This is a genomic window from Streptomyces sp. DSM 116793, from assembly GCF_057320905.1.
The window spans coordinates 5,204,280-5,217,281 of the sequence record NZ_CM170494.1; the positions used below are offsets into that span (position 1 = coordinate 5,204,280).

9 protein-coding genes are annotated in these 13,002 nt (G+C 75.5%); 1 reads left to right on the plus strand and 8 read right to left on the minus strand.

The window, feature by feature from the left end; all coding sequences use genetic code 11:
- Positions 1 to 19 precede the first annotated feature (19 nt).
- The 7 genes from ACSMXW_RS20270 to ACSMXW_RS20300 all read right to left on the minus strand — a co-directional run bounded on the left by ACSMXW_RS20270 (position 20) and on the right by ACSMXW_RS20300 (position 9,192).
- On the minus strand, positions 20 to 721 hold the full coding sequence (locus tag ACSMXW_RS20270; protein ID WP_485798124.1) for a type 1 glutamine amidotransferase: 702 nt from the start codon (positions 719 to 721) through the stop codon (positions 20 to 22).
- A gap of 37 nt (positions 722 to 758) precedes the next feature.
- Entirely contained in the window at positions 759 to 947 is a 189-nt protein-coding gene (locus tag ACSMXW_RS20275) for a hypothetical protein (protein WP_485798125.1), read from the minus strand.
- 105 nt (positions 948 to 1,052) lie between these two features.
- The gene (locus ACSMXW_RS20280) at positions 1,053 to 1,493 is read right to left on the minus strand and encodes a hypothetical protein (RefSeq protein ID WP_485798126.1); all 441 of its coding nucleotides are present in this window, start codon (positions 1,491 to 1,493) and stop codon (positions 1,053 to 1,055) included.
- 545 nt (positions 1,494 to 2,038) lie between these two features.
- Positions 2,039 to 4,867, minus strand: a complete 2,829-nt coding sequence (locus ACSMXW_RS20285; protein WP_485798127.1) for a polysaccharide lyase family 8 super-sandwich domain-containing protein — start codon at positions 4,865 to 4,867, stop codon at positions 2,039 to 2,041.
- A gap of 385 nt (positions 4,868 to 5,252) precedes the next feature.
- Positions 5,253 to 6,737, minus strand: coding sequence for an MFS transporter (locus tag ACSMXW_RS20290; RefSeq protein ID WP_485798128.1), 1,485 nt, complete (start codon positions 6,735 to 6,737; stop codon positions 5,253 to 5,255).
- A gap of 587 nt (positions 6,738 to 7,324) precedes the next feature.
- A complete protein-coding gene (locus ACSMXW_RS20295; RefSeq protein WP_485798129.1) occupies positions 7,325 to 8,242 on the minus strand; it encodes a serine hydrolase in 918 nt (305 codons plus the stop codon).
- A complete protein-coding gene (locus ACSMXW_RS20300; protein ID WP_485798130.1) occupies positions 8,239 to 9,192 on the minus strand; it encodes a LysR family transcriptional regulator in 954 nt (317 codons plus the stop codon). Before ACSMXW_RS20300 ends, ACSMXW_RS20295 begins: the two co-directional genes overlap by 4 nt.
- Positions 9,193 to 9,813: 621 nt before the next feature.
- Here ACSMXW_RS20300 and bla point away from each other — a divergent pair.
- Positions 9,814 to 10,860 (plus strand): class A beta-lactamase, encoded by a 1,047-nt coding sequence (gene bla / locus ACSMXW_RS20305; protein ID WP_485798131.1) that lies wholly within the window; start codon positions 9,814 to 9,816, stop codon positions 10,858 to 10,860.
- A 323-nt stretch (positions 10,861 to 11,183) separates the two neighbouring features.
- On the opposite strand, the gene ACSMXW_RS20310 is transcribed toward bla, so the two are convergent.
- Positions 11,184 to 12,977, minus strand: a complete 1,794-nt coding sequence (locus tag ACSMXW_RS20310; protein ID WP_485798132.1) for a bifunctional 3'-5' exonuclease/DNA polymerase — start codon at positions 12,975 to 12,977, stop codon at positions 11,184 to 11,186.
- Between the last annotated feature and the right edge of the window lie 25 nt (positions 12,978 to 13,002).

A 13,002-nucleotide genomic window follows, 5' to 3' on the forward strand; every position in this document is an offset into this window, starting at 1 on the left:
GGCCGCGACCCCCGTGGGATCACCGCCCCGTCGTCAGGCGGGCGAAACGGCGGGCCACCGTGTGCCAGGTCCTGGCGGACGCCGGCTCCGCGGCCCGGGCATGGCGGTGGAGGGCGTCGCGGTCGGCGCCGTGGGCGGCCAGGCGGGCGGTGTTCCAGCGCGGGATGTGGTCGGCGCCCGCCTCCGGATGGAACTGCACTCCCCAAGCCGCCGGGCCGATCCTGAACGCCTGGTGGGGGCAGTCGGCCGAGGAGGCCAGCCAGGCGGCGTCCGCCGGGAGGCGGGTGATCTGGTCGATGTGGTTCTCGATCGCCGTCACCTCCCGGGGGAGGCCGCCGAAGAGCGGGTCGGACGACGACTCATGACGCAGCGTCAGCCGGACGCTCCCGAACTCCGGCGTGCCGTACGACGGCCGTACCTCGCCGCCCGCGTGCTGGGCCAGCAGCTGGCCGCCCAGGCAGATGCCGAAGTACGGCACCGCGCGGTCCAGGGCCTCGTCCACCAGGTGCCGTACCGCTCCGAGCCAGGGGGCGCGCTCCTCGTCGTCCGGCATGAAGCCGCCGCCCAGCACGATCAGGGCGTCCTGCGTCAGCCTGGACGGCAACGGGGCGCCCGTGTGCGCCTCCACCACCTCCGGCGTCAGCCCCGCCTCCGTCAGCCAGGCCGCCCAGCGGCCCGGACCACTGCTCCTCGTGTTCTGCACCACCAGTGCTGTCGCCACGGGGGCAGCCTATGCCGGGGGCGGATCGGGCCGCCGCTCACCCGTTCCGGTACGCCTCGATCACCCGCCCGATCACCCGCACCGTCGTGTCCGGTCGCCGCGGGGTGACGGCGCCCGACGCCTCGGTGAGCCGGCGCTGTCCGGTGGCCTGGGCGCGGTCGGCGGGCTCCCGGCCGTCCTCCGTGCCGGTGATCCGCGTGATCCGCATGATCCGCGTGATCCGCATGATCCGCGTGATCTGCGTGATCCGCGTGATCTGCGGGGGAGCGTCTCCGAGGCGTCCCCGGGCCGCGGTACGCGAGGGTGGCAGGCGAGCCCTCCGGTACTCGGGTCACGCGCCGGCCTCCGGCGGTGGCTCCTTCACCTCCCAGCCCCGGCGCAGGAGTTCGCTCACCGCGGGGTGCTCCGTCGCGCGGGCCGTGAGGCGGCCCTCCGGGCGGTACGGGTCCTTTCTCCGGATGCTCCGGCCCTCCAGCAGCCAGACGGCGAGCGTCACCGGGACGAGGGCGGCGCCCGGGAGCGCCACCACGGGAAGGCCGGCCGGCGCGCCGACCGCGGCGAGGACGACGGCGGTGGCGCCGAAGGCCACGGTCCAGCAGCCGCAGGTCGTCGTGGACCAGCCCCGGAGCTGCGCCTCGTAGCGTGCGGTGCAGTCCGGGCAGCCGGGGAGCCCGACCGTGCGCTCCTCCGGCGACCCCGTGCGCGCCAGCTCGACGGGGCAGGTCTCGCCGCCGGTCAGCGGGCGTCGGCAGAACCAGCACGTGGTCGTCACGCCGACAGTCTCGGCTCCGTGGGCCCCGCGGGCCAGGGTGCGGCGCCGACGCCCCGCGGGATCGGGTGCGGCGCCGACGCCCACGGGCCGGAGTGCGGCGCCGACGCCCGTCGCCCGGTCCCCGCTATCGCGAATGGTCGCGGGGTCTGTCGATTTTATGCAGAGTATGCGTGAGATATTGCGTACAGAAGTCACCGATGGTTGAGTGTGCGCCGCACCACAGCGCCACCGCACCGCATCCGCACCCGCATCCGCATCCGCATGTGTGCGTAGCGGCGCCCGCCAGCGTGAACAGCGGCCGGTGGCACAGACGGGGCGGGCCGCACCAGGCCTCCCGCGGGCCCGGGACACTTTCGCCGGACGGTGTCCCGGGCTCTGGCCTGTCCGGACGCGACGGACCGGGGCCCACGCGAGCGGCGCTCATGCGGTCGGCAGGCGAGCGGCGCCCGCGGGAAGGGTGCTCATGCGGTCGGCAGGCGAGCGGCGCCCGCGCGAGGGGCCCGGCGTCCGGGGCCCGCCTGCCGCACCACCCCGGCCCGGGCGCCTCACCGCAGAGTGATCGTCAGGCTCCGGCCGTACGCGTGCCGGGCGGTGGCCTCGATGCGGGTGCCGCCCGGAACTCGCAGGACTCTGACGCCGTCGTCCGCCGTGACGGTCCGCAGCGGCCTGCCGTGCACGGTGACGGCGACCGTGTCCCGGTGGGTGGTCGGGTCGCAGACCGCGAGCGCGACGGTGCCGTCCCGGTTCTCCCGCAGCAGGACGGACGCCGGGCCCTCCACCGTGAGCCGCCGCCCCGCCCGGTGCGTGCCCGGCACGAAGGCGTTGGCGGCGAGCAGGCCGAGGCCGGTGTGCTCGACCGCCTGGAGCCGGGGGGTGTTGGCGAGCACCGCCAACGGGCCGTGCGCATAGGCCCGCAGGCGCGCGTCGGTGGCGCCCGGCACCAGCGCGTACGCGAGCGCGCAGTCCGGGGCGCCCGCGGGCTGCCGTACGCCGAGCCAGAAGACCTGCTTGCTGACCTGGGTGTCCGGGTTGGCGGTGTTGACGCTGCGGAGGCTCCGGGTGACCGTCTCCAGGGTCACCGCCGGAGCCGGGTGGCCCGCGGTGTGACCGCCGCCCCGGGGGCCGGCCAGGAAGACATAGCCGACGGACGTGCCCTGGTCCTCGTCGGCGTACCGGAGCCAGGCGAGCGGGGCGGACGGGGCCGACGCGACGGATGGGGCCGACGGGGCGGATGGCCCCGACCGGGCATGGCGGCCGGTCGCGGTGGCCGGGTCCTGCCCGGGACCCGGCCAGGGGGTGCCGTCGGCGAGCCGGCCGGTGAGCGTGAGGGTGTCGGCGGGGTCGGCGATCCGGCTGTCGACGGTGGTGGTCACCGTCCGGCCCGCCGGGTCGCCCACGCCCGCGGCCAGCACCACGATCTCGTCGTCGAGGAGGAACCACGACTTGGTGGCGGTGGCGTTCCGGTAGACGACGAAGTCGGCGGGCAGCTCACCCGCCTGCTTGGCGGTCCAGGCGACGTCGTCGGACTGGACGAGACCGGCCGTGCCGTGGGCGCCGAGCGTGGCGCCGCCGGAGAAGGCGTTCGTGCCGCGCGGGAAGTAGACGTAGGTGTTCTGCGACTCAGAGGACGAGGTGAAGCCCGCCTCCGGGTTGTCGTACCACGCGGTGCCGTACAGCTCGGGGACCGTTCTCCGGGTCTCGACCGGGGCGGTGACGCCGGCCAGCAGGTACGGGGAGACGGTCGCGTAGTGGGCGGCGCCGTAGGCCTGGGTCTGGTCCTGGCCGGAGAGGTAGAGGTGGTGCGCGCCGTCGCCCTGGAACCAGGGCGTCAGGTTCTCGCCGCTCATGTACTCGTACTTGCTGATCCGCTCGGAGCTGCGGGCCAGCGCGAACGCCCAGCCGGGCCGGTGGTGCACGGTGCGCTCCATCGCGTGGAACGCGGCCGTGTACGACGCCTTGTTCAGGTCGCGGGCCGGGACGGCGGCGTCGGCGAGGATGTCGGCGTAGCGGGCGACGCTGACGGGGGAGACGAATCCCGCCGGGTCCAGCGGGGCCTTGGTGGTGGCGTGCAGGTACTTGACGTAGCCCCGCAGGGCGGTGGCGTCGTCGCCGGTGCTGTACGCGGAGAGGTCCACCACCGCCTCGACGACGGTGGCGACGTCGCCGTAGCCGCTCTTGGCACGGGAGGCCCCACGGCCCTTGACGGCCTCCATCATCCAGCCCTCGAAGATCAGCGGCGCGAAGCCGTCCCGGACCCAGCGCCGCGCCACGGCCGCCGGGTCGGCGTCGCCCGGATACGCGGTGCCGTCCAGCAGTTCGACGGTCCCCACGACCCGGCTGAGCAGCCCGGTGCCGTAGGTGCCGGTGTAGGCGACGGAGGCGTGCTGGATGAAGGAGCCGTCCGCGTAGAAGCCGTCGGTGACACCGTGCCTCAGGTCGTACGGGTCGATGGTGGCGAGCACGGTGAGCTGGTCGGAGACCGCTTTGGAGATCCGTGCGGCGTCGCCGAGCACGGCGCCCTGGAGGATCCGGTTGGTGGTGATGTCGGCGAGGTTGGCGCCGGTGTGGAACCGCGAGTCGAGGTCGACGTCGCCGTCCTTGCCGCCCCGCAGGTAGCCGTCCATCGCGGTGACGTAGGCGGCGGTGAGCTCGGGCCGGTAGCCGGCGAGCATGTCCTTCAGCAGCACGAGGACCTTGCTGACGTGCTGGGAGATGCCGATCTCCCAGGTGAACCAGTTGCCGTAGTAGCCCTTCGACTGGTCCCCGTAGTACTCGTCGTACAGCCGGGCGAGCCCGTCGGCGACCTGCCGCTGGGTGCTCTCGTCGCCGTACAGCGGGGTGCCGGTGGCCGTGGTGCCTCCGGTGGCCTCGGCGTCTCCGGCGGCCTCGGTGGCCTTGGCGTCTTCGGTGGCCTCGGCGCCTCCGGCCGGAGCACCTCCCGCGCCCGCGGGACTGTGGGGGGCCGGGCCCGGCGGCGTGCGGGTGGCGAGCGCGATCTCGTACAGGTACTGGTACGACTTCGTCAGATTGGCGTCGCTGGTGCCGAGCGGCACCCCTTTGAACAGCTCGCCGTCCCCGTCGGGGGTCAGCAGGGCGAGCCGGTCCCGGGCGGTCTTCCCGATCGCGGCGACCTTGGCGGCGACGTCCGGGCGTGCGTTGGAGTCCTCGGTGCCGGCGAGCATCGCCAGGGTGTTGGCCAGGATGGTTTCCTCGTCGGTTCCAGCGCCCCCGGCGCCCCCGCCACTCGCGCGCCCGGCGTCGCCCCCGCCCCCGCCCCCGGCGTCGGCCGCGGCCCGCACCGGCCCCGCCCCGGCGAGCGCCGCGAGTCCGGCCCCCGTACCCATGGACAACACAACGCGCCGCGACAGTCCCATGGACGCACGCTCCACATGTCGGCGAAGTGAGCGAGAACGCTCGCCGCATCCAAGCAACGGGTACTTCGAGTGTCAATGAAACGGGCGGGGGGCGCCCGTGGGGCCCTTGCGCTGCCCGGCTGCTGTGGTTCCGTGCGGTCCGGCTCCGGCGGTTCCGTGCGGTCCGGCTCCGGCGGTTCCGTGCGGTCCGGTTGCTGCGGCGCTCGCGTGGCCCTGCTGCGGCGCTCGCGCGGCCCTGCTGCTGTGGACGTTGCGCCGCCCGGCTCCCGCGGCGCTCGGGGCTGTGCCCGGCCCGGGAAGGGGCGCGGGCTGTGTCCCGGCCGTCTCGTCGTCTCGTCGTGGCGTCGTGGCGTCGTGGCGTCGTGGCTTGTCGTGCGTCCGCCCTTCAGGGGCGGTCCGGCGTCCCGCGGTCGTCCTGGCGTGCCGCGGTGCCCACGGTCCCTGCGGCACCTGTGCCGCGCGGTGCCGTGCGGTCGGCCTGTGCTGTGCCGTCGGCCGGTGCCGTGCCGTCGTCCGATCCCGTATCGGCATTCGGCCCCGTATCGACATCCCGCCCCGTATCGGAGCCCGACCCCGTATCGGAGCCCGACCCCGTATCGACACCCGGCATCCGCCGCGCTCGCCGCGCGTACAGCAGGTGCCGCGTCAGCGCCAGTGCTCCCAGCGCCGCGACCAGGCCCGCCACGCCGCCCCAGCCCAGTTCGGCGTAGGCGCGCACGCCCAGCCAGGAGCCGGCGCTGCCGCCGAGGAAGGCGCAGGTCATGTACGCGGTGTTGATGCGGCCGCGGGCCTCGGGGCGCAGGGCGAATATGCGTCCCTGGTTGGCCACCTGGCCGCTCTGCACGGCGACGTCGAGCACCAGCATGCCCACCGTCAGGATCACCAGGCCCGCGATGCCGTGCAGCGTCCCGAGTGCGAGGATGCCCGCCGCCGCCAGCGTGCCCAGCAGGCAGATCAGCGTGACGGGCTCGGGCCCGCCGCGGTCCACCCGCCGTCCCGCGAACGGCGTGCTGAACATGCTGCCCGCGCCCACCAGGGCGATCAGCCCGACCACCGAGGAACCCAGGCCGAAGGCGGGTCCGGTGACGTAGAGGGCCAGGCTGGTCCAGGCCGCGCTGAAGCCCGCGAACACCGCGGCCTGGTAGAAGCAGGAGCGGCGCAGCGCGGGCTCCTCGCGCAGCAGCCGCAGCGACGCCGTCACCAGCCGCGGGTAGCGCTCGGTGGAGGTGGGCGCCGTGGCCGGCAGGGCCACGGCCATCACCACCGCGAGGCCCAGCATCAGCGCGGCCGCCACGTAGTAGGGCGCCCGCCAGCCGAGCCACTGGCCGAGCGAGCCGCTGAACGTCCTGGCCAGCAGGATGCCGCCGATCAGCCCGCTGAGCAGGGTGCCGGTGACCGCGCCCCGGCGGCCGTCGGACACCAGGCCCGCGGCCATCGGGATGATGACCTGCGGCACCACCGTCGCCGCCCCGATCACCGCGCTCGCCGCGACCAGCACCGTGAGGCCGGGCGCGCTGCCCGCCACGACCAGGCCGGCACCGGTGACGCCGAGCAGGGCGGGCACCAGCCTGCGGTGCGCGATCCGGTCGCCGAGCGGGACGAGCAGGAAGACGCCGAGGGCGTACCCGAACTGCGACGCGGTCACGGCGGCCGCCGCGGCGCCGGGCGAGACGCCGAGACCGTCGGCGATCAGGGGGCTGATGGCCTGCGGGAAGTAGATGGTGGCCACCCCGATGCCGCAGGCCAGGGCGAGGATCAGGATGAGCCGGCGCCCCGGATCGGTCGGTGCCGGTTGTGCCGGTTGTGCCGGTTGTGCCGGTGGCGCCTGCGGTGCAGGCCGTGCCGGTGGTGCCGCCTGGGGCTCGCTCAACTGGACGCACCTCGTGGAGTCAACTGCAGGCACCTCATCGAGAGGGGGCGGACGCGCGAGGGCGGACGGGCACGGCGCCGGGCCCGCGGCCGCCTGGGAACCGCGGTAACTGGTTGAAGACCGTACCAGTCTCCTCCCGAACCGGTCATACCGGTCTGCATCGTGGACGCGGCAGCCGCATGTCTCAGCGGGGCGGACCTGCCCGCCCCGCAGCCCTGGCGCGCGGCCGGCAGCCCTCTGGCCCCCGGGCTGGTCCGTCGGCACCCTGCCTTCCGTAGACACCCGGCCGTCCCCCGTCCCCCGGCCCCGGCCCGGCCTCCGGCCTCCGGACCCAGTTCCCGCCGGGCTCCGGACCCAGTTCGCGCCGACTCCGGACCCAGTTCGCGCCGGCTTGCGGACCCAGTTCGCGCCGGCTTGCGGTCCCGGTTCGCGCCGGCTTCCGGTCCCTGCCCAGCCCTCGGCCCGCAGCCGCAGCCGCAGCCGGAGCCGCAGCCGCAGCAGCAGCCGCAGCCGGAGACAGAGCCGGGCCGGAGCCGGGGGCCCGGGAGGTTTCCCCGGCGCCCCCCCGCAGGTGTGCGCGTGCGTGCTCAGTCGCCGAGCGCCGGCGCGCGCAGGGCGTTCACGGCGTGCCGGGCCGCGGCCCCGATGGCGGCGTCGGCGCGCGGGACGGTGATGTCGGTGCGTGCGGCGTGCGTGAAGACGGCGACGGCCACGGGGTGCTCACCGGGGTAGGTGACGACGCCGATCTCGTTGCGGACGGCGCCGACGGTCCCGGTCTTGCCCGCGACGGTGGCCGCGTCGGGGAAGCCGGACCGCAGCCGGTGCGGCCAGATCTGCCCGGTGAGCAGGCGGCGCGCGAAGCGGGTCTGCTCGGGGGAGGCCGCTTCGCCCTGCCAGAGCAGCGTGAGCAGCCGGGTCATGTCCCTCGGTGTGGTGGCTGAGCCGAAGGCGGGGTTGAGCTCGCGCACGGCCACGGGCACGTCGTTGTCGGCGAGGACCGAGAACGCGGCCGCCACGTCGTCCGTGCCGGTGTCGGTGAGCATGCTGCGGTGCGCGTCCGCGGTGCCGCCGCGCACGTGCGTGCCGGGCAGGCCGAGATCCCTCAGCACGGCGTCCACGCGGGCCCGGCCGAGGCGGTCCAGGACGGCGTCGGCCGCCGCGTTGTCGGACGCGGTGACCATCGAGGTGGTGAGGTCGCGCCAGGACATGGTGACGGGGTCGGCCAGTGCGGACACGCCGGTCGGCCCCGGGGTGCGGCGGTCGGGGTGGACGGTGACCGGCTGCCGCGGGTCCAGTTCGCCGGCGTCCACCGCACGGCAGAACGCCACCAGGACGACGACCTTGTACACCGAGCCCATCACCACCGGCACGTCCGCTCCGACGCACACCTCCCGGCCGGCGGAGCGGGGGCCGTCGCCTCCGACGGGCCGGGCGTGCAGCCAGCCGCGCACACCGGCGTCGCGGAAAACCTCGCGCACGGCGCTCTCGGCGTCGGTGATCCTCATCCCGGCCCGGCCTCCTCGACGAGGGGTCCCCCTTCGGCCGCCGAAGGGGCGGTCTCCCGGCCGGGCTCCGGTCCGGTCTCCGCGGCGAGGGCGCGCAGGGTGGTGGCGAGTTCGTCGACGACCTCGGCCGGCGTCGGCTCCCCGTACACGATCCGCACCCGGAACGGCACCGGCTCCCCGGCGAGCGGCAGCCGCCGCACATCGGCGCCGCCAAGACCGGGGTCGGGGGTCAGGGCGAACGCGGCGCCCGTGGCGACCAGGGCGAGCGCGGCCGTCGGACCCTCGACCTCGACCGGCCGCGGCGGGTGCCCGCGGCTCTCCAGGGTGTCGAGCAGCAGGTCGTGTGCGGCGGGGGCGTGAGCGCGCGGCGTGGTCGCCAGCTCCAGGTCGCGCAGCGCCCGCAACGGGACGGGGCCCGCGGTGCGCGCGGCGGGATGGGTGCCCGGCACGAGCACCACGGTCGGCAGCGCGACGACCGGGCCGGCCCGGGCGGCCTCGATGACGGACGGGTGCCCGGCCACGGCGACGTCCAGCGTCCCGGCCGAGACCGCGTCGACCAGCGAGACGGTGGGCCCGGTGGTCAGCGACGTACGCCGACCGGTGCGCCGGGCGACACGGGCCGCCAGCCGGGCGGCGGCGCGCGGGCCGAGCTCCGGCACGATCCCGACCCGCAGGGTTCTCGCCGCCTCGGCGTGCCGTCCCGCGGCCCGGTGCAACGCGGCGGCGTCCTCCAGCAGGGACCTGGAACGCGGCAGCAGGTCACGCCCCGCGGCGGTCAGCGCCACCCCGCGCGGCCCCCGGTCGAGCAGTGTGACCCCCAGGTGGTCCTCGAGCCGCCGGAGCCCCTGGGACAGCGGCGGCTGCGCCATGCCCAACCGGCGCGCGGCCCGGCCGAAGTGCCGTTCCTCGGCGATGGTGACGAAGAAGTTCAGATACCGCAGCAAGTCCATCGGTCACCGATACCAGCGCTCGACCAGGGTCCATATGCGTTCACGTATCGTAGACCGCTTTCATTCATATTTGCGCTATCGATGTGGTGTTGCTGCACTGTCGCCATGACCACAGGACGACGCAGACCGCTGCTCGCCGGGGACGGCGGTGCCGTGGGCCTGAACGCCCTGGGCCGGGGCGCCGTGGGACTCGGCACCCCGGCCCAGGCGCCCCCGGCGCGGGGGCCCGGGAGTGGGGCACATAGGCGGGACCGGCGGCCTCGTCCACGCCCGGCTCGCAAGGCGACGATCCCCAGGCCGCCGATCGCGCCGCCGGTGCACGGGACACCTGTTCTCCGGACACCGGCTCTCCGGACACCGGCTCTCCGGACACCGGCCCTCGGGACACCGCTTCCCCGGCCGCCCCCGTGCCGCCGTACACGCCCTCGTCCCCGCCTGACACGGGCCTCGCCTCGCACCGGCCCACCGACTCGCCTCGCACCGGCCCACCGACTCGCCTCGCACCGGCCCACCGACTCGCCTCGCACCGGCCCACCGACTCGCGTCCGCCTGTCACCAGGCCGCGACTCACTCGCGCGACCGACCCGAGAGCGCGCGACCGACCCAAGGAGCAGCCGCATCATGACCCCCGACGACCGCGTCATCCCGGCACCGCCCACCGAAGCGCCCCCGATCGAGGCGCCGTGGGCGACCGGAGTCCCGGTGGTGCGCCCGCCGGCGCGTGGCCGCTGGTCGCGCCGTGCCGTGCTGGGCGGAGGCCTGGCGGCCGCCGGAGCCGCGCTCCTCGGATGCGGCGCGGACCGGTCGCCGGCTCCGGCCTCGGCCTCGGCGTCGGCGTCGGCCACGACCGCACAGTCCCCCTCGCGGTCCGCGATCGGGCGGGCGGAGGCCGAACTCGCGGCGCTGGAGCGGCGCTTCCGGGGACGGCTCGGCGTGTACGGCCTGGACACGGGCACCGGCACAGTGGTGCGGCACCGCGCCGGCGAGCGCTTCCTGATGTGCTCGACGTTCAAGGTGCTCGTCGCGTCGGCGGTCCTGCGAGCCCGCCAGGATCAGCCGGACCTGCTGAAGAAGGTGATCCACTACCGGCGTTCCCAGGTGATCGACCACTCGCCCGTCACCTCCCGGCATGTCGACGACGGCATGACGGTCTCGGCGCTCTGCCGGGCCGCGATCACCGTGAGCGACAACACCGCGGCGAACCTGCTGCTGAGGATGGTGGGTGGCCCGCCGGCGGTGACCCGCTTCGCACGGAGCCTCGGCGACCACGTGACCCGTCTCGACCACGGCGAGCCGGAGGTCAACGAGGCAGACGGCGTGCTGGACACCACCACCCCCGCACACATGGGCGCGGACCTGCGCGCCCTCGCCCTGGGTCAGGCCCTCGAACCGGACGGCCGCGACCAGCTCGTCGCCTGGCTCGACGCCAACACCACCGGCGGCAAGGCCATCAGGGCCGGGGTTCCCGACGGCTGGCGGGTCGGGGACAAGACGGGCAGCGGCAACCACGCGGAGGCCAACGACATCGCGGTGATCCGCCCACCCCACCACGCGCCGCTGATCCTCACGGTCTACACCGCCCCCGAGGACCCCGACTCCACCGCCGGCCAGCCCACCATCGCCGCAGCAACACGCATCGTGACAAGGGCCCTGATCCCCCACGAGTAAGCCAACCAGCACCCACCGCCCCACGCTCACCCCCAAGGGGCGCGGGGAACTGCGCGACAGGCCACAACCATCCCGCCAGCTGCCCACCGCCCTGAGGGGGCAGCCCGACTCGCCCCCACCCACCGCCCCACGCTCACCCCTAAGGGGCGCGGGGAACTGCGCGACAAGCCACAACGATCCCGCCAGACAACCACCGCCCCGAAGGGGCAGCCCGAGTCGCCTCCGACCCCCACCCCCAACCGGCCCCCAGGGGCGCGGGGAACTGCGCGAAAGACCATGACGACCCCGCCGGATCGCCCCCGGCCCAACGACGCCCCCGCCCCCTACTTCGCATCCGCATAGCACTCCACCACCGCCGTGGTGAACACGAACCGCACCGGGATCTCCCCGAACGCGAGCCGCCCCGCCTCGTCGGCCGCCTCCTGAATGGCGGCCGACACCCGCTCCGCCTCCCCCGCCGGACAGTGCACGATGACCTCGTCGTGCTGGAAGAAGACGATCTCGGCGGCGAGCCCGGCACAGCGGCTGCGCAGCGCGGCGAGCATCAGCAGGGCCCAGTCGGCGGCGCTGCCCTGGACGACGAAGTTCCGGGTGAAGCGACCCCGGGCCCGCGCGGCGGCACCGGCCGCACCGGTGCCGGAACCACGGCCCGCCCGACCACCGCCGCCCCCCGGCTCCCCCTCGCCGTCCGCACCGGACAGCCCCGCCGCACCGGACAGCCCCGCCGCCCAGCCGGCCGCCGGGCCGAGTTCGCCGCCGTCGTCCTGGGGGATCCCCGCCTCGTCGAGCCCCGCCGCCTCGCCGTCCGCGCCGGGCACCGTCACGGGCGGGCAGGTGCGGCCCAGCCAGGTGCGCACGAGGCGTCCCTCCTCGCCCGCGCGGGCCGCCTCGTCGACGTAGGCCACGGCGGTGGGGAAGCGGCGGCGCAGGGCCGCGAGGTTCTTGAGGCCGTCGCCGGACGTCTGGCCGTATATGGCGCCGAGCACCGCGAGCTTCGCCCTGCCGCGGTCACCGGCGAAGGCGCGGTCCGACACCGACTGGTAGAGGTCCGCGGGCCGGCTCGCGACCTCCATCAGGCCCGGGTCGCGGGAGATCGCCGCCAGCACCCGCGGCTCCAACTGGTCGGCGTCGGCCACCACCAGCCGCCAGCCGGGGTCGGCGATCACCGCGCGCCGTATCACCTTCGGGATCTGCAACGCACCGCCGCCATTGGTGACCCAGCGGCCGGAGACCGTGCCGCCGGGCAGGTACTCGGGGCGGAAGCGGCCGTCGCGCACCCAGTCCTGCAACCAGGACCAGCCGTGCGCCACCCAGATCCGGTACAGCTTCTTGTACTCGAGCAGCGGCCGGACCGCAGGGTGGTCCACCGCCTCCAGCTCCCAGCGGCGCGTCGAGCGCACCTTGATGCCGGCCCGCGCGAACGCCCTCACCACCTCCGCGGGCAGGTCGGGCCTGACCCGGTGCCCGAACGCCTCCGACACCTGTGCCGCGAGGTCCGCGAGCCGCCGCGGCTCGCCACCGCCCGCGTAGCGCTCGCCCAGCAGCTCGTCCAGCACCGCACGGTGCACGTCCGCGCGCCAGGGCAGCCCCGCCGCGTGCATCTCCGCCGCCACCAGCATCCCCGCGGACTCCGCCGCCGTCAGCAGATGCATGCGCTCGGGGTGCGCTGCCCGCGCGTGGCGGCGCTGCTGCTCCTGGTACACCTCCAGCAGCGCCGTGAGCGGAACGGGGACGGGCTCCGGCTCGAAGAGGGACGACTGCGCGCCGGGCGCGGCGGTGCGCGGGGGAGGGTCCGGGGGCACCGGCCCACCGCGCAGCCGCGCCCAGGCGGCCGCGGCGGAACGCGGCTCCCCGTACCGCCCCTCGTGGCCCAGCAGGAGGGTCTCGGCGGCCTCCACGTCGTAGCACCGCGGCACGCGCACGCCCGCGGCGAGCAGCCTCGGGTGCACCTCGGCCGTCGACCGCCACACCCAGCGGGCCACCTCGCCGCGGGAGCGGACGGCCGCGGCGAGGTCCGGCTCCGCGCTCACCGGGCCCGCGGGCAGCCCGCCGGGGCCGAGCGCGACGAGCTCGGCCCCACCGCCCTCGACCGGCGCCACCGCCCACCGTTCGGTCATGCGAGCGATTCTGGCAGCCCCCACT